General features: G+C 56.4%; 22 protein-coding genes, 1 tRNA gene and 1 pseudogene. 12 read left to right on the forward strand and 12 right to left on the reverse strand.

Annotated features, from left to right (window positions below; genetic code table 11):
- Nucleotides 1-38 precede the first annotated feature (38 nt).
- The gene (locus QZV76_RS05340) at nt 39-899 is read right to left on the reverse strand and encodes a DMT family transporter (protein WP_290598837.1); all 861 of its coding nucleotides are present in this window, start codon (nt 897-899) and stop codon (nt 39-41) included.
- Nucleotides 900-1124: 225 nt separating this feature from the next.
- Here QZV76_RS05340 and QZV76_RS05345 point away from each other — a divergent pair, with 225 nt between their 5' ends.
- From QZV76_RS05345 to QZV76_RS05360, 4 genes are all read left to right on the forward strand, one after another.
- Nucleotides 1125-2147, forward strand: a complete 1023-nt coding sequence (locus QZV76_RS05345; RefSeq protein WP_290598839.1) for a hypothetical protein — start codon at nt 1125-1127, stop codon at nt 2145-2147.
- Between the two features lie 206 nt (nt 2148-2353).
- Nucleotides 2354-3619, forward strand: a complete 1266-nt coding sequence (locus QZV76_RS05350; RefSeq protein WP_290598840.1) for an aspartate kinase — start codon at nt 2354-2356, stop codon at nt 3617-3619.
- Nucleotides 3620-3687: 68 nt separating this feature from the next.
- Nucleotides 3688-4740 (forward strand): aspartate-semialdehyde dehydrogenase, encoded by a 1053-nt coding sequence (locus tag QZV76_RS05355; protein WP_290598842.1) that lies wholly within the window; start codon nt 3688-3690, stop codon nt 4738-4740.
- A gap of 357 nt (nt 4741-5097) precedes the next feature.
- Nucleotides 5098-6519, forward strand: coding sequence for a catalase (locus QZV76_RS05360; RefSeq protein WP_290598879.1), 1422 nt, complete (start codon nt 5098-5100; stop codon nt 6517-6519).
- A 217-nt stretch (nt 6520-6736) separates the two neighbouring features.
- Here QZV76_RS05360 and QZV76_RS05365 read toward each other — a convergent pair whose 3' ends face one another.
- Genes QZV76_RS05365 through QZV76_RS05390 form a run of 6 tightly spaced genes read right to left on the reverse strand, consistent with a single transcriptional unit; the run spans nt 6737 to nt 13145 of the window.
- Complete coding sequence (locus tag QZV76_RS05365; RefSeq protein WP_290598844.1) at nt 6737-7276, reverse strand: monovalent cation/H(+) antiporter subunit G; 540 nt, start codon at nt 7274-7276, stop codon at nt 6737-6739.
- The gene (locus tag QZV76_RS05370; protein WP_290598845.1) at nt 7273-7542 is read right to left on the reverse strand and encodes a monovalent cation/H+ antiporter complex subunit F; all 270 of its coding nucleotides are present in this window, start codon (nt 7540-7542) and stop codon (nt 7273-7275) included. The genes QZV76_RS05365 and QZV76_RS05370 overlap by 4 nt, the downstream gene beginning before the upstream one ends.
- The gene (locus tag QZV76_RS05375; RefSeq protein ID WP_290598846.1) at nt 7539-8096 is read right to left on the reverse strand and encodes a Na+/H+ antiporter subunit E; all 558 of its coding nucleotides are present in this window, start codon (nt 8094-8096) and stop codon (nt 7539-7541) included. Before QZV76_RS05375 ends, QZV76_RS05370 begins: the two co-directional genes overlap by 4 nt.
- Nucleotides 8093-9628, reverse strand: a complete 1536-nt coding sequence (locus QZV76_RS05380) for a monovalent cation/H+ antiporter subunit D family protein (protein ID WP_290598847.1) — start codon at nt 9626-9628, stop codon at nt 8093-8095. The genes QZV76_RS05375 and QZV76_RS05380 overlap by 4 nt, the downstream gene beginning before the upstream one ends.
- Complete coding sequence (locus QZV76_RS05385; protein ID WP_290598848.1) at nt 9625-9960, reverse strand: sodium:proton antiporter; 336 nt, start codon at nt 9958-9960, stop codon at nt 9625-9627. The genes QZV76_RS05380 and QZV76_RS05385 overlap by 4 nt, the downstream gene beginning before the upstream one ends.
- Complete coding sequence (locus QZV76_RS05390; protein ID WP_290598850.1) at nt 9957-13145, reverse strand: DUF4040 family protein; 3189 nt, start codon at nt 13143-13145, stop codon at nt 9957-9959. Before QZV76_RS05390 ends, QZV76_RS05385 begins: the two co-directional genes overlap by 4 nt.
- Before the next feature lie 113 nt (nt 13146-13258).
- On the opposite strand from QZV76_RS05390, the gene QZV76_RS05395 reads away from it, so the two are divergent.
- Nucleotides 13259-15328, forward strand: coding sequence for a hypothetical protein (locus tag QZV76_RS05395; protein WP_290598851.1), 2070 nt, complete (start codon nt 13259-13261; stop codon nt 15326-15328).
- A gap of 59 nt (nt 15329-15387) precedes the next feature.
- Here the strand turns inward: QZV76_RS05395 and QZV76_RS05400 are convergent.
- Nucleotides 15388-15464: transfer RNA gene (locus tag QZV76_RS05400), tRNA-Pro, on the reverse strand.
- A 79-nt stretch (nt 15465-15543) separates the two neighbouring features.
- Entirely contained in the window at nt 15544-16440 is an 897-nt protein-coding gene (locus tag QZV76_RS05405; protein ID WP_290598852.1) for a metallophosphoesterase, read from the reverse strand.
- Between the two features lie 145 nt (nt 16441-16585).
- Here QZV76_RS05405 and QZV76_RS05410 point away from each other — a divergent pair, with 145 nt between their 5' ends.
- The 4 genes and pseudogenes from QZV76_RS05410 to QZV76_RS05425 all read left to right on the forward strand — a co-directional run bounded on the left by QZV76_RS05410 (nt 16586) and on the right by QZV76_RS05425 (nt 18153).
- Nucleotides 16586-16720, forward strand: a complete 135-nt coding sequence (locus QZV76_RS05410; protein ID WP_290598853.1) for a hypothetical protein — start codon at nt 16586-16588, stop codon at nt 16718-16720.
- Nucleotides 16721-16981: 261 nt separating this feature from the next.
- Nucleotides 16982-17227, forward strand: a pseudogene (locus QZV76_RS05415) (WhiB family transcriptional regulator); the annotation flags it as partial.
- 311 nt (nt 17228-17538) lie between these two features.
- Nucleotides 17539-17694 carry a DUF4177 domain-containing protein gene (locus QZV76_RS05420; protein ID WP_094067051.1) on the forward strand — a complete coding sequence of 52 codons (156 nt, stop codon included), beginning with the start codon at nt 17539-17541 and terminating at the stop codon, nt 17692-17694.
- Nucleotides 17695-18153 carry a RidA family protein gene (locus QZV76_RS05425; protein ID WP_290598854.1) on the forward strand — a complete coding sequence of 153 codons (459 nt, stop codon included), beginning with the start codon at nt 17695-17697 and terminating at the stop codon, nt 18151-18153.
- On the opposite strand, the gene QZV76_RS05430 is transcribed toward QZV76_RS05425, so the two are convergent.
- Both QZV76_RS05430 and QZV76_RS05435 read right to left on the reverse strand, forming a co-directional pair.
- Nucleotides 18150-18353, reverse strand: a complete 204-nt coding sequence (locus tag QZV76_RS05430; protein WP_290598855.1) for a hypothetical protein — start codon at nt 18351-18353, stop codon at nt 18150-18152. The genes QZV76_RS05425 and QZV76_RS05430 overlap by 4 nt on opposite strands.
- Before the next feature lie 141 nt (nt 18354-18494).
- Complete coding sequence (locus QZV76_RS05435; protein WP_290598880.1) at nt 18495-19130, reverse strand: Crp/Fnr family transcriptional regulator; 636 nt, start codon at nt 19128-19130, stop codon at nt 18495-18497.
- A 191-nt stretch (nt 19131-19321) separates the two neighbouring features.
- Here QZV76_RS05435 and QZV76_RS05440 point away from each other — a divergent pair, with 191 nt between their 5' ends.
- From QZV76_RS05440 to QZV76_RS05450, 3 genes are all read left to right on the forward strand, one after another.
- The gene (locus tag QZV76_RS05440; RefSeq protein WP_290598856.1) at nt 19322-19576 is read left to right on the forward strand and encodes a hypothetical protein; all 255 of its coding nucleotides are present in this window, start codon (nt 19322-19324) and stop codon (nt 19574-19576) included.
- Between the two features lie 177 nt (nt 19577-19753).
- Nucleotides 19754-20446: an endonuclease III gene (gene nth / locus QZV76_RS05445; RefSeq protein ID WP_290598881.1), complete on the forward strand. Its 693-nt coding sequence runs from the start codon at nt 19754-19756 to the stop codon at nt 20444-20446.
- 142 nt (nt 20447-20588) lie between these two features.
- A complete protein-coding gene (locus QZV76_RS05450; RefSeq protein WP_290598857.1) occupies nt 20589-21824 on the forward strand; it encodes a MarP family serine protease in 1236 nt (411 codons plus the stop codon).
- A gap of 67 nt (nt 21825-21891) precedes the next feature.
- On the opposite strand, the gene QZV76_RS05455 is transcribed toward QZV76_RS05450, so the two are convergent.
- The gene (locus QZV76_RS05455; RefSeq protein WP_290598858.1) at nt 21892-22896 is read right to left on the reverse strand and encodes an alpha/beta fold hydrolase; all 1005 of its coding nucleotides are present in this window, start codon (nt 22894-22896) and stop codon (nt 21892-21894) included.
- Nucleotides 22897-22960: the final 64 nt, after the last annotated feature.

Genomic DNA, 22960 nt, shown 5'->3' on the forward strand with positions numbered 1-22960 from the left:
GCTCGGTAGCGCGGACAAGTAGCGGCTGTGGCCGTTTTTTAGGCAACGTCGTCTTGTGCTTCAGCGCGGGAGAGTTGTATTACGGCCACCACTGTCAGGACGGCAGCGGCAATAACGAGCCAGTACAGTGCCGGTGAGGTGGTGAATCGCTCCTGGTAGACAACTATCCCCAGGATAGAGGACGTGATGGGGCTGGCAACCGTCATGGCGGGGAGAGACTGTTGAATAGCGCCAGCGTTAAATGCCTCCTGCTGCAACCATGTTCCCACAATGGAGGCAGTGATAAGAAGATAGAGTGCCGGGTGAGTAAACACGGTAACAATGTGCCCGGCGGAAAGATCCATCACCACACCTTTGGTGTAGAAGGACATGTATCCGTAGGTAATGCCGGAGCCAAGGCCAATAAGGAGGGCGCGTTCTTTGCGAAGGCCTTTTTTTGCCAGGCGAAGAAGCAGAATGATGATGGCGATCCCAATGATGAGTAACCCTGCCCAGGCAAGCGGGTGGGCGTGTGCGTGGGTGTTGGTGGGGCGGCCGATAACAAGGAGAACGCCCACTCCCAGGGTGAGCAGGATTGCCCATACCCAGTCTTGAATGCGAACACGGCGTCCGGTGAAGCGGGCGGAGAGGGGGAGAGCGAAGAAGAAGGAAAGAATGGTGATGGGTTGGACGAGGAGGATGGAGGCGAAGCGGAGGGCGGCGGCTTGCAGGAGGTAGCCGATAACGCTCACTCCGGCCCCGGCCCACCATTTTCCGGAGGTGAGGGTGGCTTTGACGCTGCTCAGTCCCTCTTCGGGAAGGGGTTGTTCGGCGGCAACAAGGTGGCGGATAACGGTGCCAATAGCAACCACTAGCGCTGATAAAAGCGCTAGTGCGGCGGCTATCAGCTGAGCGGTCATAGGGGCCTCATTCGTCTTACCGCAGGAGTGCGAGAAGTGGGGTAGGAGGGCAAGGGAGAGTCTAGACTCGGAAGTACCTAACGAGGTACTTCACTCTCCCTCTTTTCATAGTATGGGGAATGTATAGAGAATATCGTTACACGTACAATTGTTTCGCTTGGGGCGTGTGGGTTTTCTCCGTTCCTGTTGGTGTCTATAACTATCGTGTCTATAAAAGGATCGTCTATGCGACTTAAGAAGTTTACCGCTATCGCTGCGGCTTCTGTCTGTGCTTTTGGTTTAGCGAGTGGTGTTGCGCAGGCGGTTCCACGTCCTATTAAGACGGATAGCTCGGGTGTTGTGACGGGGAGTTACCTCTATAACCAGTATGCGGCAATGGGTCCTTATAGCACTGTTGCCACGGTGAAGAGTCAGCCGTGCGGCCCTGTCTACACGATGTATACCCAGATGCTGAGGGACCACCATAACAACAAGATGACGCATAAGTGCTGGGGGACGTTCCCGGATGGGATGAAGAGTCCGAAAGACGTGCAGTTTGTGTACCCGCGGAATATTTCCCGAATGGGGAAGTTGCCGGTCATTATTTACACTCCGGGTATTGCTGCCGAGCCGGGGTTAACGGATCATCTGTACCACTTGTGGGCGTCGCACGGCTATATCGTGGTGGTGAGCTACACGTTCTTCAACTGGACGGGCTATACCGATGTGCAGGGTGCGGCGCGCCTCCTTACGGAAGCTAAGAATGCGGCGTCACCCCTGCATGGCCATGTTGATCAGCGGCATGTAGTGCTTACTGGCCATTCTGCGGGCGGTGGTTCCACAGAGTCCGGTGCGGGGTGGTTGCTTCCTACGGTAGAGAAGCAGTATCCGGGGTTACGGGTTGTTGCGGCGGTGCCTATGCAGCCTGGTCCGGGGGTTATGGTGCAGAGGAAATACATTACGGTGCCAGTGTTTTACCTGACGGGGGAGAAGGATACTGTGTGCACGGATGTGTCTATTCGGTCCCGCTATAAGACGGTGACGGAGACTCCCGCATGGATTGGTATGGTGCGGGGGGCTACGCATGGGCAGGAGATGGATCACTGGCGGTATTCCGTGTTTGGTGCGGCAGTGCTGGCCTTTTCTGATATGCAGGTGCATCACAGTCAGCGGGCTCGCCAGTTCTTTGTGGGGCCGCATTATTTCTTGGCGGATGATGCTGCTTTTACTCATGTTGAGCGGAATGCGAAAGCTGCCGTGCTCCGCTAAAAATCCTAGAATCTGAACAAAAAATCCCAGTTAGTTAGTGGTCGTGGCAGAATACTTCATAGGCGACCCGTTCCCTGAGAGTACTGAGAAGGGTACTGAGAAGAGTCCTCACATACCCTTAATTTATGCTTACTACTAGGCATTTTATCGGTTGTCCAGGTAGGATTAGCCCTGAAATTGTTCACAGCACATGGAGGTATTTACCCATGGCACTCGTCGTACAGAAGTATGGCGGTTCTTCTCTAGAATCGGCTGAGCGTATCCGTCGCGTCGCAGAACGGATCGTCGCCACTAAGAAGGCCGGAAACGATGTTGTCGTCGTGTGCTCTGCAATGGGTGACACCACTGATGAACTGGTGGACCTAGCAACGTCCGTCAACCCAATACCGCCGGAGCGTGAAATGGACATGCTCCTTACCGCCGGGGAGCGTATTTCTAATGCCCTCGTCGCTATGGCGATTGCGTCATTGGGTGCGGAGGCCGTTTCTATGACCGGTTCGCAGGCTGGTGTTATCACCACTGCTAAGCATGGAAACGCACGCATTATCAACGTCACCCCGGGGCGTGTTGAAACCGCCCTCTCCGAAGGCAAGATTGTCCTAGTCGCAGGCTTCCAGGGCGTCTCCCAAGACACCAAGGACGTCACCACACTGGGACGCGGCGGTTCTGATACCACTGCCGTCGCCCTCGCCGTCGCCCTGAACGCTGACGTTTGCGAAATCTATTCCGACGTGGACGGTGTGTACACCGCCGATCCGCGCATTGTCTCTAACGCCCGCAAGCTTGACCACATCTCCTTTGAAGAAATGTTGGAGATGTCGGCTGTTGGCTCCAAGATCCTGATGCTGCGGTGTGTCGAGTACGCACGCAGCGGTAACCTTCCCATTCATGTGCGTTCGTCGTACAGCAACAAGCCCGGCACTATCGTGTCCGGATCAATGGAGGATATTCCCGTGGAAGAAGCAATTCTCACCGGCGTCGCCCATGACCTGTCCGAATCGAAGATCACTGTTGTTGGCATTCCCGACCAGCCCGGCTTCGCCGCCTCTGTGTTCCGCACCATCGCCGACGCCGAAATTGACATTGACATGGTGCTGCAGAACCTCTCCGATGTCGATAACGGCAAAACCAACATCACTTTCACCTGCTCGGGTGCTAATGCCCCCAAGGCCGTCGCCATTCTCAATGAGAAGAAAGATGAGATCGGTTTCAGCCAGATCCTCTTCGACGACCATGTAGCCAAGGTGTCCCTGGTGGGTGCCGGTATGAAGTCTCACCCGGGTGTGACTGCCACGTTCTGTGAGGCTCTCGCCCAGGCTGATGTAAATATTGACCTTATCTCCACTTCCGAGATTCGTATTTCCGTACTCATTGACTCGGATGATGTGAAGGCTGCTGTGTGCGCCCTCCACGACGCTTTCGGGCTGGGTGGAGACGAAGAAGCGACCGTCTACGCCGGTACTGGCCGCTAGTCAATCTTTCTCCGCCAACCCGCTGCACCACTACAAAGTGATTGCCCCACTTTCGCAAAGGACTAAAAATGACTGATCTTACTGTTGCTGTTGTCGGCGCTACCGGCCAGGTCGGCCGTGTGATGCGCACCATCCTGGAAGAGCGTAATTTCCCCTGCACTAAGGTTCGTTTCTTCGCCTCCGAACGCTCCGCAGGCCAGGTACTCCAATTCCGTGGCGAAGACGTTGTGGTAGAGGACGTGAATGCCGTCTCTGACGAGGACCTCAAGGGTATTGACATTGCTGTTTTCTCAGCCGGTGCCACTACGTCCAAGGCACAGGCTCCGCGTTTTGCTGCCGCTGGCGCCATCGTTGTTGATAACTCTTCCGCCTGGCGCAAGGACTTTGATGTTCCTCTGATTGTTACCGAGTGCAACCCGGACGAGGTAGCTAACGTCAAGAAGGGCATTATCGCCAACCCGAACTGCACCACGATGGCATGTATGCCCGTGATGCAAGCCCTCCACAATGTGGCCGGCTTGGAGCGCATGTTCGTCTCCTCCTACCAGGCTGTTTCTGGTTCTGGTCTGGCAGGTGTGCGGACCTTGGCACAGCAGGTGCGCGACAATGTTGATGACATTGAGAAGCTCACGCACGATGGTTCTGTACTGAAGGCAGAGGACCTAGGTCCCTATGTTGCCCCCATCGCCTTCGATGTAGTGCCCATGGCCGGCAATATTGTTGATGACGGTTCGGAAGAAACTGATGAGGAGCAGAAGCTACGGAATGAGTCCCGTCGTATTCTGCGTATCCCGGATCTGAAGGTGTCTGGTACCTGCGTGCGCGTGCCGGTCTTTACTGCTCACACTATGGTTATTAACGCCCAGTTCGCTAAGCCGATCACGGTGGAGGAAGCTAAAGCTGCTCTTGCTGATGCACCGGGTGTGAAGCTTGTGGATGTTCCTACCCCGTTGGCTGCTGCTGGTATTGATCCGTCGTTGGTGGGTCGTATCCGTCAGGATCCTTCCATTGCGGATAATCGTGGCCTCAACTTGGTGGTGTCGGGTGATAATCTCCGTAAAGGTGCCGCTCTCAACACTATTCAGATTGCGGAGCTGGTCGCCAAGCGGCTGAGTGAGTAATAGGTCACATTTTTACTGATAAGTTCATATAAAAAACTGGAAATACCGTATGTACGTTGGTATTTCCGGTTTTTTATAGGGTAGGCGAGCATAAGAATTGCAGCGTAGTGTAGACGTAGATATTTCAGGTTGATTGGAAGTATCTATATATACTTAAAAATTATTGACATCCAATAATTAATAAGTAAAACTATGAGTACAGGGCTCACAAGGCTCCACGTGAGATACCGATCTTGGCCTCACACCTCGCAATCCGATTCAGGAAGGCAACACTATCATGACGAATGAGAACCCCATTGAGCGCGGTCTCCGCCCAGTTCCGCACAATGCTGCCACCACTACTAACGCGGTGCTCCCATCGCCTCCGATGACTTCTCCCTCCAACAAGGTGAGCAAGGCTACATCGGACTCCACGACGTGGGACTCGTTGACAAACTCGCCCACTTCGACCGCGAACGCACCCCAGAGCGCGTCGTCCACGCTAAAGGCGCCGGTGCATTCGGTGTCTTTGAAGTAACGGAAGACGTTTCCGCCTACACCGCCGCCGACTTCCTCCAGCCCGGCAAGAAGACCCCCGTCCTCGCCCGCTTCTCCACCGTCGCCGGCGAAAAAGGCGCCCCCGACACGCAGCGCGACCCACGCGGTTTCGCCCTCAAGTTCTACACCGAAGAGGGCAACTACGACATGGTGGGCAACAACACCCCCGTGTTCTTCATCCGTGATGCCATCAAGTTCCCCGACTTCATTCACTCCCAGAAGCGCACCCCGGACACCGACCTCCAGTCCTTCCAAATGCGCTGGGACTTCTGGACCCTCACCCCGGAATCTGCACACCAGGTAGCCTGGCTGTTCGGTGACCGCGGTCTGCCCTCCTCCTACCGTGAAATGGACGGCTTCTCCTCCCACACCTACCAGTGGATTAACGCCAAAGGTGAGTGTTTCTGGGTGAAGTACCACTTCAAGACCGACCAGGGCATTGGCTACCTCCCCCAGGCAGAAGCTGACCGCCTGGCCGGCTCCGACCCCGAATACCACCGTCGTGACCTCTACCAGCACATCAAGGACGGCGACTACCCGTCCTGGACCCTCAAGATGCAGATCATGCCGGAAGCCGAGGCCGAAAGCTACAAGGTTAACCCCTTCGACATCACCAAGACCTGGAGCCAGAAGGACTACCCGCTGATTCCCGTGGGCAAACTCACCCTGAACCAGCTCCCCAAGAACTTCCACGTACAGGTTGAACAGGCCGCCTTCAGCCCCTCCAACCTCGTTCGCGGCATCGGCTTCAGCCCCGACAAGATGCTGCTAGGCCGCGTCTTCTCCTACCCGGACACGCAGCGTCACCGCCTGGGCGCCAACTTCGAGCAGCTCCCCCCGAACCGCCCCGTGGCAGACGTCAACAACTACAGCCACCAGGGCCCGGCCGCCATGGAGTTCAACGATCCTTCCGTTCCTCCCTACGTTCCGAACAGTGGCAACGGCCCCACCGCGCAGCCCGAAAAGTCCCCCGCTGACCTCGGTCGCTGGGAGCCCCACGGCAACGACCTCTACCGCGGTGTCCCCGTCCGCCACGACGATGACGACTACTGGACCCAGCCCCATATCCTCGTCCGCGAGGTTATGGATGACCCGCAGCGTGAACGCCTCATCTCCAACGTTGTGGGTACCCTCGGTGGCGTCACCGAGCCGGTTCTCTCCCGTGTTTTCGAATACTGGAAGAACATCGATGCGGAGGTAGGCGCCGCCATCGAAAAGGGCTACAAAGAAATGATGAAGTAGTCCACCGGACACAGTTGTCATAACTACATATGCACACAAAAAGGGTGGTGTGCTGCCCCTAGACGGACAGCACACCACCCTTTACCACACTCTTTTATGCATTCTTTTACGCTGCTGGCTCCTTACCATGCTCTTTTAGTGTGCCGGTGCAGTGCCGATGCAGTGCGTTGGTGAGATATCTCCTGCAGCAGTTAGTGGAACTAGCTGGCGAAGTTAGTTAGTCCAGATCCTCGTTTTCGTATTCTTGATACTCTTCCGAAACGTCATACTTAGAGGCATGCGGATGGTGCTTCTCCACCGCCGGTACAGTCTCCTCCAGGACTGGCGAGACCAGCTCATGATGGTCCGTATGCCCAGCATGGACCGTGTGGCCAGTATGCTGATGGTTCTTGTCTTGGCCTGCGACATCCTGCGAGCCCTCCCGCAGGTCCTCCCGCATAGTTCGCGGATCCATACGTACCTGGGCCAGCATCATGGAACGCCCCAAGGCCATAGACCCCATGGAGGATCCCACCGGCATGAGGAATGTTATAAGAAGAAACTCAATGAAATGCGCCCAGGAGAAACCATTCAGGGCCGAATCCGCAATAAGTAGCGCACATGCCACTAGCGGAAATCCCACATAAATAGCGGGGCTTCCCATATTGGCGCGGGTGACGGCATCCGCAGCTCGGTTCATTGCGATACCGGTCGTGAGGAAGAACAGCGCCCCCAGTATCGCAATGATGCCCACGATAATCTGTACGGCAATACTCATCGGTGCCCCCTATTGATAACACGTGACAAGGCAATAGTGGAGACTGCCCCGAAAAGGCCACCGATCATGAGCGTGTCGAACAGGATGGAGGAATTGTTGTGGATCCCAATGAACCCCACCACGCTCAACATGCCGTAAAAAATGAGATCATTAACGGCCACTCGGCTTGCCCCATCGGGTCCCTTAATACCGCGGTAAAGACCCAGCAGCATGCCAATAATGACGATCACCGAGGCGATAGACAGCATTATGGTTAGCGTTTTCATATGGTCTCAGCCTCCGTATCTGTCGTTGTATCAGCAGCCCCATCCGTAGCTTTTCCCGTACCGTCAGACGCATACGATTGTCCGCGGCTTGCCCACAGAACTTTATTCAGCATGACATCCAGCTCCTCCCGCACCGCGTCACTATCTTCCGCATACACCGCGTGCACCAGGAGGAAACCGTCATCTCCTGCTACGGAAACACCATCCACAGGTATCTCCGGGTGAACTTCTGAGTGCGCTTCTGAGGGAACAGTACCGCGGTCAATAGACAGCACTAGCGTTCCCGGGGTGAGGGTGATGGACGTGGCGAATACTGCCACTTCCGCGCTGGTCATGTGGGAGAGGGGAACCCGCAGGACCGCCGGATAAATTTTGCTGGCAGGGCGGAACATATCAAGAGCCATACCGCCAGCATTCAATGCCACTTCCGCCAGCAACCACGCACCGTAGCCTAGCCAACGGCCACAAGCAGGCCAGAAGCGGAGAAATCGACGCCAGGCGGACTGGGCAGGGCGACGCTGCTTGTTTTGCGGCTTTTTCTTCTGTGTTCTCATCCGTGTAGCACCGCATGCAAATAGTCCGAAATGTCGAGGAGGGAATACCCCGCACGAGTGGTCTGATCCACTAGCCAGCCGGCCCCGAAGAAAGCCGCCACGCTCAATAGCAGCAGGAATGCGCCGGGCAGTAGTTGGTGCTTGGCGATGACAAGGTCATCTTCTACCGGCTGGAATTTATCTGCCCCAATAGGCCGATACATGGCCATGCGGGGCCCCCAGAACACACCCTTCCACAGGTACATCATGGAGACCAGCGCACCTATGGACGACACAATGATGACGGCAATAACAGTCCAGCCCAGTGCCCCGCCGGTGGTTGCCGCAGACTGGGCAATACCCACTTTGGCCAGTACCCCGGAAAACGGTGGGAAGCCCACTAGGCTCAGCATGCCGCCGGCCATAATGCCGGCTGCGAGCGGCTCGCGGCGCTGCAGACCATCTAGGCGATCAAAACGACCCGACCCGTATGTTTCCTCGATAGCACCAGCGGTGAGAATGAGAGACCCCATGGTCAGCATGTGGTGAATGAGGTAGAAGATGCCAGACCCCAAGGCGACCGCCCGCGCCTCAATATCGGTGGTACTGGCTGCCAGAGGGAGGGTAATAAGAATATATCCCACCCCGCACACCATCTGAAACGCTAGGGATCCACGAATACGTTGCTCGCCGAGGGAACCATAGCTGCCCACCAGCATCGTCAAACAGAGTGCCACTACCGCCACCCACTGGCCGCGGGTATCAAAAATGAAAATGGTGGACACAATGCGGTAGATGGCGTAAATCGCTACCTTCGTGTGCAGGCCGGAGAAAAGACCCATCACCGCCGCCGACGTTGCCGGATAGGCGCGCGGCAACCAGCCGTGAACAGGCACCACGCCCGCCTTCACGCACAGAGCAATAAGGGACACGGTAATAGCGATAGCTACCTGCGTATTATTCGCGGCAGCTCCCGCCAACGCGGCGATATTAACCTTCCCCACCGCGCCATAAACATAGATGACACCCAGCAGGTACACCGATGAGGTGAGGAGGTTAACCACCACAAACATGCGGTCCACCCCAATACGCCGCCACGTACCGGTAATAGCCAGCAGCGCGTAGGAGGGCATCAGCATCACTTCAATCCACACGAACAGGTTGAAGAGATCCGCGGTAAGAATCGCCCCGTCAACGCCCGCCATCAGTACTAGTGCAAGGGTGGGGAAGAAGCGGTTGTGTTCATCCTCCCCAATGGAGATGGCGAACCAGGCGGAGGCCATAATAATGATGCTGGTAGCGATGAGCATGAGGGCGCTGAAAGAATCGGAGGCGAAAGCAATACCGATACCACGGTCGAAGCCACCTATCTGCTCGGCGATAACCGCATGGGTGCGATGCGCATTCAGTAGCACCGATCCACCAATGATGGACAGTATGGGAATCGCCATGTAAATAGTGCGCCGCAGAGCCAGAGGATTAATGAACACCAGTAGGACGGCGGTCACAATGGGGATAGCGACCCACAGGGGGAGGAGATGGGCGAGGATCATACTTCGTCACTCTCCGTTCCCGAATCGGGCGTTGCCTGCGTATCGTCAGTTGTCCCAATAATGGCCAGTACCAGCATGAAAACGCTAACAGCCATGGAGATAACAATGGCCGTCAGCACAAAGGACTGGGGGAGGGGATCTGCCGCAGCCGCAATACCAGTGTGCTGAAGGAGAGGAGCCTGGCGGCGGTCGAGCACACCAGTAGCGAGCACGGTGAGGTTAATGCCGTGGCTAATAAGACCAAAGCCGATGACAATCCGCATCATGTCGCGCTGCAGAATAAGGTACACACCTGCGGCAACAAGAACACCAACGCTAAGCGCAAGAATCATTGTTCCTCACCTCCCGTCTGCTCTGTTGTTTGTGGCTGTGTTGTTTGTGGTGCTGTTGTTGTGTCGTCAGTATCGGGGGGAGCTGTGGAAGCGGCTGCCGCACGGCTCGCCGCCAGCGTCAGCGGCCGCTCTTTCAGCGGATCAATCCGCAAGGGATCATAGGGCGGCCACACCTCCACACTGGGGGCACCATAGGGGGACTGCCCCGACCCCAGTAGGTTGAGGGCCGTCAACACCATGCCAAGAACGCAGAGAGTAATACCGAAATCGAAGAAGGTGGCAGACGGCACCGACCCTAGCACCGGAATGTTCCAATGCTGTGGGGACAGGAAGGAATGCGAGGACACACTGTCGTTTACCGTATGTGTTTCAGTGGTGAAGAAGCCGATAAGGCCAGTAATGGTGGCAATGCTAATACCGGTCGCCACCAGAATAGGGGGTGTGCGGCGGCGCGTCAGCGGACGATCCACCGGCGTAGACAACCACACCAGCACCAGCAGCGTGGCCAGAATGAGACCGGCAATAAAACCACCGCCGGGCTCCTGGTGCCCACGTAGGAAGACCACTATGGCGGTCACAACCAGGACGGGGGACAGTATCGCAGTGAAAATGCGCAGCGGATACGAGTTCGTGATGCCATCACGGTACGAGTAGGACGTCGGCAACACCACACGCCCATTGCACTCCACCCGCTCGCGTAGTTCTTTACGAATCAGGTGGAAACTAGCGCTCCCCGTGCGGCGATACTCGGGGTGGACGGAGAGAAGAACCGCGGCAATGGCAAGGCCGGTCACACCCAGCACCGCCATCTCCCCGAACGTATCAAAACCACGGAACTCATTAATGATGGTGTTGGTGACGTTCTTCCCCGTCGTCAGATCGGGGCCATGGTCAAGGAAGTATTGGGAGAGACTACTGCGGTCGCGCCGGGCTGTGAACACCATGACGGCGCCGAAGGCCCCCAGCCCCGAAAGCACTGCGATAATGCCGGCGGAGATTTTTCGGCGGCGGGAGGCTTTTTGGAAGGTGCGGGGGAGACGGCGTAGCACCAGCATGTACATGACGGTGCTGATGATTTCCACCAGGAGTTGGGTGAGGCCAACGTCGGGGGCGCCCAGGGCGAAAATCTGGAGGGTAATGCCCACGCCCACTACACCCAGGAGGACAACTGCGGCTAGGCGTGAGCGGGTAACAATGGCGGCGGCGGAACCAGCTAGAACAATGATGAGAACGACTAGGTCAATGGGGCGGTTGACGCCGGGTAGACGCTCCGGGAAGTGAATGTGTCCGGTGTAGCGGGATACCGTCACGGTAGCAGCCAGTAGTGCGAGCACGGTGACGAAGGCGCCCACGTGGCGGGTGGGGCTGTCGGAACGGGTGGGGGCACCGGCCATACTGCCAGCCCAGTGCATACCTTTCCAGATGGTGGCCAGATTCTCTGCCCCAGTGTGGGGGAGGAGTTCCCGGCGGAGCAGGGCGTCTACGCGCTTCCGCTGCCACACCAGAAGCACACCAATAACAATGGCGATGACGGACAGTAGCAGTACCCAGTTAGCGGTAAGGAGGTGCAGCTGTGTGGGGTGTATTTGGGCACCGTGGTGGAGGAGGGCGTCTCGATAGCTGGCAGTGTGCGTGTTGATGGCGCATTCTGCAATGCGGGAGAAGGGGTTGCCCAGTTTGGGAACTACAAAGTAGAGGGGGAGTCCGGCGATGGCGGGGAGTGCTGCGAAGAAAGTAAGAACCCAGGGGATTTTGTGGAGGACTAGTTCGTAGCCGTCGTGGTCAGTGTGCGCGGCTGTGCTGTGGTCTGCTGCCGCGCTTGCTGTAGTTCCAGCTGCGGTGTCGTGTGCGACGGCGCGGTCGCCGTCAAAGAAACCGCCCAGAATAATGCGGAAACTGTAGGCCACGGTCAGGGCTGCACCCAGGACCCCCACAATGGTGAGCACAATAGCGCCGGCATTACCTCCCCAACCGTTGAGGAAGGCGGACAGCATGGATTCCTTGGAGACGAAACCTAAGGTGGGGGGGATACCAGCCATGCCGATGGCGCCGATTACCGTCACCACCATAAGGACGGGTGTGTGTTTCCACATGGGTGGGAGGCGGCGAATGTCGCGGGTGCCGGTGGCGTGTTGGAGGGCACCGATGGACATGAAGAGCCCGGATTTGAAGAGGGCGTGGGCAAGGGTGTGCAGTAGTGCGGCGGTGAGGGCGGCGTGGGTACCGATGCCGATGGTGGTAACGATCCACCCCAGTTGGGACACGGTGGAGTAGGCGAGGAGTTTTTTAAGGTCTGTCTTTTGGAGGGCGAAGAGGGCACCCATGACGGCGGTGAACATGCCGATGACGACGAGGAGTATCTGCCAGGTGAGGTTCAGGCGGAAGACGGCGGAGAAGCGTAGCAGGACGTAGATGCCGGCTTTTACGACGGCGGCGGCGTGCAGGTAGGCGGAGACGGGGGATTCTGCCGCCATGGCTTCGGGAAGCCACAGGTGGAAGGGGAATTGGGCGGATTTGGTGAAGGCGCCGATAGCGACGAAGACGGCCACGGTGGTGGTCATGCCGGGGCGTGTTATCCAGGCGTCGGAGGCGAGGGCTTGGGTGAGGTTAGTGGTGCCGGTGAGAGAGATTGTGACGACGGTGGCAATGAGGAAGAATACTCCTCCGGTAAAGGTGAGGAAGAGGGTGCGGAGGGAACCGGCTTCACCGGCGTGTCCGGAGCGGCCGATGAGCATGAAGGACATGAGGCTGGTGAGTTCCCAGCCGATGAAGAGGAGGATAAGGTCGTCGGCGGTGACCAGCAGAATCATGGAGAAGGTGAAGATCACCATGAGGAGGAAGAAGCTGGTGTGGTGGAGGGGTTTGCCGGCGTGGTCGTGGCTGTGGAAGTAGCGTGTGGAGTACGCCATGACGATGGCGCCAATGACAAGGGCGAGCATGGCGAAGAACCAGCTCAGTGCGTCGAGACGGAGCCTTATGTGAATATCCCAGTAGCTGATCCAGGGAATGTCGGCGGTAAGTGTTTCCCCATTGAGGAGTGATGAACCGTGGGGTGCGTAGAGGCAGGCGAGAATGAGGTCTATGAGGGCGATAACCCAACCGGCATTACGACCCATGAGGCGGGTCAGAAGTGGGGTGGCTGCAATGGTCAATAACAGGGTGACTAAACTGTACAGTGCAAGCACAGACCCGGACTCCTTTAATAAAATTCATGTTTTTTTACTATTTCTACAAGACTACATATTTTATGGTGCACTCTAAAGGTGATAAGTCCGGGTTGATTGCTTAGGCTAGAGGCATGAGTCGACGCCCCACTAAGCAAAAAAGTTCTCACAATGGAGCGAAAAAGAAAGCCTCCGGTAAGAAACGCGGCACTAACACCACCAGTACTGCTGGGGAAAAGTCCAGTGCGCTAAAGGGATTGTCCGTTTTCGGACGTCTCGTTGCCATGTTTGTGCCCTCCATCATCATTGCGGCTATTGTTGCTGGTCTGGGTATTCACTTGTCCGATTCGTGGCAGGTGGGTGCAGCGTCCGGGCAGACCGCCAATGAGGAGACACGTCATGAATTGCTCAGTGGGGATAAAGCCCAATCCAATCTTTCGCGTGCGAATGACGCGTTAGCGGGTGCTGAAACTTCAGCAGGCCTGATGAAGGGTGGCGTGAAACAGCTGGGTGACGGTGCAGCCCAGTTGCGGAATGGTTCCCAAAAGGCGCGTTCTGGTTCTGCCGAGTTGTCCACTGGTATGGATAGTGTGGCGGGGGGTACGCGCCGCCTGGGATCCGGTGCGAAGCAGCTTGCTGGTGGAGTGACTCAGACTGTGAACGGTGTGGCGGCATTGGCGCAGTATCAGAAAGCTGCCGCCGCAATAGTAGACGCCACCATTCCGACATTGATAGGGAATGATCCGGATACAGTACGGACCCGCAAAGCGCTGAAACAGTTATCGCGGACACTGCATAATACTCAGCAAACGCAGCAGGCGGTGAGTGATCTGCGGCGTCTGCAGGCGGGTGCGAATGAGTTGTCGCGTCAGCTTAATCCTGGAGGTAACTACTACGAGGGCGTCATGAAGGCGCAGTCTGGTTCCCATGAATTAGCGAATGGCCTTGTACAGCTTGATGATGGCATGGCCCAGTTGATGACGGGTGCCACGAAGTTACAGAAACTTGCCGACACGAATGAGCGTAATACGAAGAAAGCTCATAAAGCGGTACTGGAGCTGATGAAGCTCTCCAATGATGAGAAAACCGCGGAAATGGCGGCAGAGCAGTTAGCTCTTCAAGATAAGGGCGAGAAGCCCACTCTGCCACTGGCCCAGGCCTATCTTGTGTCTGCACTGTTGGCGTTAGCGGCGGCTGTGGCGTGGTGGTCACGGTTGCGGTTGGGTCGCAAGGAAATTGCCATGGTGTGGCTGCTGATGACAGTCATTTCCGCAACAGCTATTTTGACAACAATGACCGGCCTTAATGCGGTGGTTGGTACCTGTATGGTGTCAACGCTGGCAGTGGGCTCGGCGGCGCTCTTATTGAGTTCCGGCGCAATAGTCCTATTGTTGGGCCGTCGATGGGGTTTGGTTCTTAATATCTTCCTTGTGTTTGTGCAGGCAGCAGTGTCTGGTTTCGTGTGGCTGACGGAGTGGCCGTCGCGCATGAGCCGTTTCTTCGACTCCCTCATGCCGGTCTCGTATATCACTTCCGCATTAGCCGCCATTGGTAACGGTGGTGATCCGGCAATGGCCTGGTTGGCCAATGGTGCTCTATTGGCTCTTGCGACCATTGCCATCTTGGTAATTGTGACGGTGCTGCGTCGCAATCCAACTGCGGGTATTCCGGCAGACTTACAGCCCCTTGTGTGGGGGAATACGGCTGTGCGGACGCCTTCTGACGCGGAGTTGTCTGAAGCAGGGGCATCTGAGGCGGAGCTGACGGCAGTCTTGCCGGTTGTCGAAGGACAAGAATCTGGAGAAGCGGCAGGTGGTGCTGCAGGTAGTGCAGCAGCTCCAGCAGTGTCCCCTGAGGCAGCGTATCCGGAAACAGAATCTATGCCGGCGAAACGCGCCAATGTAGAGAACAATGTAGAGGACACAGCCGCAGCGAGTACAGATACAGAGTCCGAAGACGAGTCGTCGGCAATGGGGCCGCTGGCGGATATAGCGGTGGCGCCGAATCTTCCCGGCGACAATACCAGTAATAATGTCGCCAATAACAACGACGCCAATAATAATGCTGCCGGCAATAATGGCGAGGCTAGCGATAATAGTAATGCTGGTGCGGGCGATTATCCCACGCACGTTATTCCGGTGGAGGAGTTGAATACAGTACGATCCCACCGTCGCCATGGCGGTCATTCGCGTAAGGATCGTTAACGCGCGTAAGGCGTGAAGAGTAAAAAAGACCACCCTCCGTGTGGAGGGCGGTCTTTGAATGGTCGGGGTAGCGGGATTTGAACCCACGGCCTCTTCGTCCCGAACGAAGCGCGCTACCAAGCTGCGCCATACCCCGGTAGGTGCTTCACTAACTCTAGTACACCAGACGGTAAATACTGAAAATGCTGTGGCTATAAGGCGTCATAAGACTGCAGTTACCGGGCGGCAGTTAGTTCCAGTAGGGTCGCTTCAGGTGGGCAGAATAGCCGGAAGGGGGCATAGGGGGACGTCCCCAACCCTGCAGAAACGTTAAGCCACAGGTGTTCGAAGCGGTGTAGCCCGTGGGCGCGTTCCCTATCAATACCGCAGTTAGTCACAATGGCTGTGCCATTGGGCCAGCAGACTTGTCCACCGTGCGTATGCCCGGCGAAAGCTAGATCGTAGCCGTCTGCGGAGAAATTGGAGAGTACGCGTGGCTCGGGTGCGTGGGTGAGGGCGATGGCGAGGTCACTGCCGGGGAGGGGGCCGCCGGCGATTGTGTCGTAGCGGTCGCGGTTAATGTGGGGATCATCGACGCCCGCAACCGTAATGTTGACGTTGTTGATATTGATGGCAAGTTTTTGGTGTGTAGCGTCTTTCCACCCGTGTTCTTGGAAGGCGGCGCGCATTCCTGTCCAGGGAAGTGGTTTCCGGTGTTGGCGGAGGGTTGATTCGCCCCATAAATAGCTTAGGGGGTTTTTAAAATCCGGCGCGAAGTAGTCATTTGAACCGAAGACAAAAAAGCCAGGAATATCAAGAAGTGGCCCCAGTGACTGAATAACGGAGGGAACAGCTTTCGGGTGTGCCAGATTGTCTCCAGTGTCAATAACGAGGTCTGGTTTAAGATCTCCCAGCACGGTTAGAAAACGTTGGAGCTCTTTATTTTCCGGCGTCATGTGGAAATCGGAAAGGTGAAGTATCCGGATGGGATCGGCTCCAGCTGGCAACAAGGGAAGTGTTTCCTGTTGTACCACAAAGTGTCTACGGCCAACCGTCGCAGAGTATGCAGCAGTTGCTACGCCTGCGATAATTCCGCTGGCCAGGGCACGTGAAGAGGAATACTTAGGAGACACTCACCAAGCGTACACGCTTTTGAATATGTTTGGCGTAGAGCAATTCTAAGAGCGAAAAGAGATTTAAATTACCCCGAGAATTTCCATAGGGGTATTGCATCTCTGGTAAGGGCACGTACCATCTTTAATATCGTTGTGTATGCAAATGCATGTAGCACTTGTGTATAGCACCGCGCACTACCGGCACGATGCCGGCACACTATCGGCTGCTGTTGCATTAGCTACTGTACTGGCTGCGGTACTGGCTGCCGCCGCGCATGCACGCGATGCGATCAGATAACGTGATCTCGATTGGGAGGAGCCGCAAATGACAACGATCGATTCCCGTCGAGGATATAACAGTCCTTCTCTTTCTCATTCTGCTACTAATACCCCCGCCGGACGTTCTGCCCCTCGTTCTGCCTCTACTGCCTCTACCACTGGAAGCTCTGCTACTGGCCACTCTGCCGCTGGAAGCTCTGCCACTGACGGTGCTGCTGCAGGCCACTCTGCCGCTGGAAGCTCTGCCACTGACGGTGCTGCTGCAGGCCCGTACCGCGATTTAAGCTCGTGGGATCGTTCCGAGTGGGTAGCTCACGCATTGTGCCGCAATGATGGTGGGGATTCTCTTTTCGTCAAGGGCGCTGCCCAGCGTGACGCCGCACTGCGCTGCCTGAATTGCCCTGTTCTTATTCAGTGCCGTGCTGATGCGCTTGATTCCCGCGTGGAGTTTGGTGTGTGGGGCGGTATGACGGAGCGTGAACGCCGTTCCATTCTCCGCCATTTCCCTGATGTTCCTTCCTGGCGTAACCTTCTTGACCCCGTGACACGAGGCGCCACCCTAGCAGAAGGTGAGGGTGACCCGGAGGGTGCGTTGGAAGCATTGAAAGCGTTGAATGTTAATACTGAACGCCGCTTCAAACGCCATAAATCCTCTAAGATGCAGCAGTTTACGCGGGTTCTTAACGACATTGCGGACCAGCTGGATACTTCCTCCGAGGAGGAGAGTTCAGAAATGGAGACTCTTAAAACTATTGAGACTCTCCGTCACTTCAAGGAACAGTCCTCGTCCGAGTAAAGAAGCTACCCCGCGCCGTGTAGTGCCATTACACTTGGGTTATGCGATTTGAATACGTCACCGTACCCTTGCTCACCCATGCCACGAAACAGATCCTTGACCAGTGGGGATCTGATGGATGGGAACTTGTTACCGTGCTGCCGGGCCCCACTGGGGAGCAGCACGTTGCCTATATGAAGCGTCCTTTGGAGGACTAAATGACGTGGGAGGAACGGCTCACTGAGCTGCATATTGCACTGCCTGCGGTGGCTGCTCCCGTGGCTGCCTACGTGCCGGCGAAACGTGTGGGGAATTTTGTCTACACATCCGGCCAACTGCCCTTCGTGGACGGGAAACTCGATAAAACAGGCAAGGTGGGGGAGAGTGTTAGCCCCGATGAGGCATATGCTCAAGCCCGTACTGCAGTTCTGAATGCTCTTGCCGCTGTCCATGCGGTATGTAGCCTTAACAGCATTAAGTCCATTGTGAAGGTTGTGGGATTTGTGAATTCCGCAGCAGGTTTCACCGGTCAGGCGGCTGTTATTAACGGCGCGTCAGAAGTATTGGGCGACATTTTTGGTGAGTCCGGGCAGCACGCCCGCTCCGCAGTGGGGGTAGCAGAACTTCCCCTTAATGCTGCGGTAGAAGTGGAACTCATTGTTGAAGTAGCCGACTAGCCCTGCGTCTTTTTCTTTTTTCCTTCTGCTCCCCCAGTTTTAATGAACAGGGAGACAAGTTCGGCCACGAAAAACAGCAGAAGGAACGCTCCTACCCAGGCGAACCACGGAATGCCCGGGTTGAATAGAATTGCTACCGCGGTAATAGCCAGTGCCACTAGCGTGCTGTACACATGGTTCGATGCTGAAAGTTTTTCCATCGGGTACTGCCCTTTCCGGCTAGTAGGAATCCGTGTGACCATTGCACCCCTCAGTCTTGCAGGCTGAGGGGTGCAATTCTTGCTATGGGCGTGGTGATGTCGCTGGCAGCTGCTAACGGCAGAGTTTTAGCGTATTGGTTTTTAGCGTGCGCGTCGGGCGAGGTGCTCGCTTTCGCAGATGACGACAGATTTGCCTTCCAGGCGGATCCATCCGCGGTGTGCGAATTCGGCCAGGGCCTTGTTCACGGTTTCGCGGGAAGCGCCCACTAGCTGGGCGATTTCTTCCTGTGTGAGGTCGTGGTTGACGCGTACGGTGTTGCCTTCTTGGCTGCCGAAGCGCTGTGCAAGCTGCAGCAGGGCTTTGGCGACGCGGCCAGGCACGTCGGTGAAGATAAGGTCGGCGAGGCTATTGTTGGTGCGGCGGAGGCGGCGGGCTAAAACGCGGAGGAGTTGCTCTGCGATTTGCGGCTGTGCGTCGAGCCAACGGCGGAGGGCGGCCCTGTCCATTGTGTACGTACGGACATCGGTCACACAGATAGCAGATGATGTGCGCGGTGCCGGATCGAAAATAGAAAGTTCGCCAAACATGTCGGAGGGGCCGAGAATAGCAAGGAGGTTTTCGCGACCATCAGGGGCAGTTCGGGAGAGTTTCAGTTTGCCTTCAACAATAATGTACAGCTTATCGCCCGGCTCACCTTCACGAATGATGGTGTCACCTTTGCGGAATGTTTCCGGTACGAGATCTTTCAGCAGCGCAGAAATAGAAGCTGCATCCATACCTTGGAAAATGCCGGCGCGTGCGAGAATGTCCTCGTCCACGTGTAACCTCTTCTCAACTTGAACTACTACGCAAAGTTTAGCGCATAGCACAGTCTTTCCTGAATATTCAGTGGCCGTGCTATGGAATGCCCCACATATTGGTGGAAAGAGACTTTCTCCTTCAGTTTGACGGTTACTTTGCGGTAGAGGTGTTGTTCTCTTCTGGCGATTCTGCCGCTGGTGTTTCTGCAGAGGGGACAGAAGACGCGGAAGGCGCGGAAGTGCCTGCGGTGGGAGAAGCAGACTCTGTAGGAAGGGGTGCGGCGGGGAGGGAAGCAACGGCGGGTTTCGTGGCAGTATCCGCTGGTGGATTTACGATAGCGCGCTCAACGCGATCCGCGCTCAACGCGATCCATGATGAGTGCGAAAGCACCCACGACGAAGGGAATAAGGACAAGAGCTAGTGCATATAAACCCATACCCTAAGTAAACACTATCTGCGTGAAAAAAGTATCCTTGTCACTATGGTCGCCTCTCACTCTCTTACCCCGTCCCCCGCAGATGTGCGCCCGCGTGGTGCGAAACACCCAGCCGTCACCGGCAAGGAAACACGGCGTGGACTGGTGACGCGTGCGCGGCGTATGGCGCGTACCCTTGCCGTCGCCTACCCGGAGGCCTACTGCGAACTGAACTTTGAGACACCATTCCAACTTGTGGTGGCCACGGTTTTGTCTGCACAGTGTACCGACGTGCGCGTTAATCAGGTAACGCCGCAGCTTTTTGGCCGTTTCCCCACTGCCCACGCCATGGCCGCCGCCCGTATCGAGGAGATTGAGGAGATTATTCGCCCCACGGGATTCTTCCGTGCGAAAGCCTCCAATATTCATGGTCTTTCCACCCAGCTGGTGGAGAAGTGGGATGGGGAAGTACCGCCCCGCTTGGAGGATCTTGTCACACTTCCCGGCGTGGGGCGGAAAACTGCCAATGTGGTGCTGGGGAATGCCTTCGACACGCCGGGTCTAACCATTGATACCCACTTTGGGCGTTTGGCGCGCCGGTGGATGTGGACGGAAAGCGAGGATCCTGTCCAGGTGGAAAAGGAAGTGGGGGAGCTTATTCCACGGCCGGAGTGGACAGTGCTATCGCATCGCATTATTTTCCATGGGCGGCGAGTGTGCCACTCACGACGCCCCGCTTGTGGTGCATGTTTTTTGGCGGCGGACTGCCCCAGCTATGGTCTTGGCCCCGTCGACCCGGGTACTGCTGAGGCTCTCGTCAAGGGCGAGAATAGGGAACAATTACTGCGTATGGCAGGTATTGAGGACGAGAATTAAATCGCAACTAACCTGCGGGTCTGTGCCAGCATGTCCCGTGTCCAAATATTTGCGGACGGGTGCGTCCGGTAGGATTTTGGGGAGATAAGCACGGGAAGCGGGACTAAGCAGGGACGCGGGAAGTAAGGGCAAGGAGGCGCGAGTGTCTGCGGTAGCTTTTGACATTGTCGTCTTGCTTGTTTTTGCGATTTTTGGTTTCTACGGCTGGGTGACGGGTTTTATCCCCAGTCTAGGTGCCGTGTGTGGTGCCATCATTGGCATCATTATTGAGTATTTCACCCTCCAGCCGGTTCTTGATGCCACGGAAAATATTCAGATTCGTTTTGTTGTGGGGTTCATTTACGGTTTTGTGCTGGTTGTTTTGTGCGCAGCCGGTGCGGAAGTTGTGGGGCTTTATATCCGCAATCATGCGAAAATTCAGGAGACGCGGGGATCGCGGTCCGCGGGGGCCATCGTTAAGGTTGTCCTTGCCGCTATTCTTACCTGGGTTTTCTTTGCGCCGCTTGCTGTGCAGCCCGACAGTAGCTTGGGTAAAACAATGCACGATTCGCGGGTGATGTCGGCCATCACCATGCTGTCCCCGAATGCTGTGCAGAAAATTCCAGAAATGCTCGATGACGCGGCACGCACTGCGTCACTACAGCAGATGACGGATCGATCTGGCGGTTCTGCTGGTGCAGGTATTCCAGACCAGAGCATTGTGGAAACGTCGTCTCTTGCGAAAGCCCGCCGGAGTGTTGTGAAGATTGTGGGGCAGGCTACGGGGTGCCACCGGGATCTGGAGGGTACGGGGTTTGTGTATGCCCCCGGTCTGGTTGCTACTAATGCCCATGTGGTGGCTGGTGCCCGTATTATCCATGTGCATACTGTGGAGGGGATATTTACTGCTCAGCCAGTTGCTTTTGATGCCCTGCGCGATGTTGCGGTGCTGTGGGTGCCGGCTATTTCATCCACTAAGCGGCTTATGCTGCCGGCGTTGCAGCCCGTCCGTGACAATAGTGTGCAGGCGGGCCAGGCGATGGCTATTCCGGGATTCCCCAACAATGGCCCCTACCGGGTAACGCCAGCTCGTCTGCAGGAGCGTTTTATTTTGCAGGGTCCCGGTATTTACGGGACGACCACAGTGCAGCGGCAGGCGTATGCACTGCTCGCGAATTTGATGAGTGGTAATTCTGGGGGTCCGCTGCTTGATGTGCAGGGGCACTATGCGGGAATGGTGTTTGGTGTGGCGACGGATAAGAAGAACGTTGCCTACGCATTAAGCTACCGGGAGATTGAGCCGGTGCTTCAAAAGGGAATGAGGACGCGTGAAAGAGTGTCTACGGGGCGGTGTGTTCCGCTAGACGCGGAGGTAACAACAACAATGACGCCTAATTAGTGCCGGGCACCCGCATCTAGCGCGCACAGGCACAAGTATCTAGTGTGTACGACGCGCGCTAGTGCGATCAGTCGTCTGAGCTGTTTATGCGTGCGGGAGAGCCGGAGAGGCTTTGGAGAAGAAGTGTAGAAAAAGCCTGCGGATTTTCTAACTGTGGGTAGAAGCCGCACTGTGGCACCGTCATAATGGTGAAGTTTTCGGTGTAGCGTTTGCACCCGGCAAGGACGTCTTCGGAGACGACGGGATCGTATTCACCGCGGAACGCAACAACGGGGAGCGCTAGGCGCCGCGTCATTTTTCGGTTGTAGCGGATTCCGTCAGCGCGTAGACGGGAGCGTCCCATCCAACGGAGGTATTCGTTTGCGCAGTAGGATACGTGTCTAATGCGAAGCGCGTCGCTGAAAATGTGGAGTGCTTCTTGCCCCTCTGGGGTATCGACCCAATTGTTGTATGTGCGGTGGCTAATGTAGTCCTCAATCCAGTGGGGTTGCTGCATACGCCATTCGGGCAGACGCGGTATTTGGGCGCTTAGGAAGGGACCGACGGTGGTGGCGTGGGTGAAGGCCTGTTTCACGTAGTCGATTCGCTGGGTGAGGGGGTGTGGCGCATCGACTGCAATAAGTGTGGTAACGCCGCTTCGGAACATGCGGGCCATGGTCCAGCCTACAGTTCCGCCTAGCCCGTGGCCTACGACGGTAACGTTGCGGTGGCCGGTGGCGCGTACTAATCCGGCCATGTCGTTGGCGGCGGTGGTGAGGTCGTAGCCGCGTGGTGGTTTATCGGAGTCCCCGTAGCCGCGGAGGTCAACGGCCATAGCGTGGTAGCCGGCGCGGGAGAGGGGGACAAGTTGGTTGTGCCATGTCCACCAGTTTTCTCCATAGCCGTGTATGAGGAGGACGAGTGGTGGTAGTTCGTTTGGGGGGTGTGTTTCTTCCCAGTTGTGGGGAAGAAGATCAGCGGTGTGGAGGTGGATACCGTTGGTGGAGACAAGACGATGCCGCCACGGTCCCGGGAGGCATACACTGTCCGGTTCAGGCGGTGCAGGAGGGGTGCCGTGGCGGCTATCGTTCATAGTTAGAGAAAATAATTAACCAGTAGAGTTAGTGTCGTGAGGGGTGAAAGGCAGCATTGCTTAG

It is taken from the genome of Lawsonella sp., assembly GCF_011525565.1.
GTDB lineage: Bacteria > Actinomycetota > Actinomycetes > Mycobacteriales > Mycobacteriaceae > Lawsonella > Lawsonella clevelandensis_A.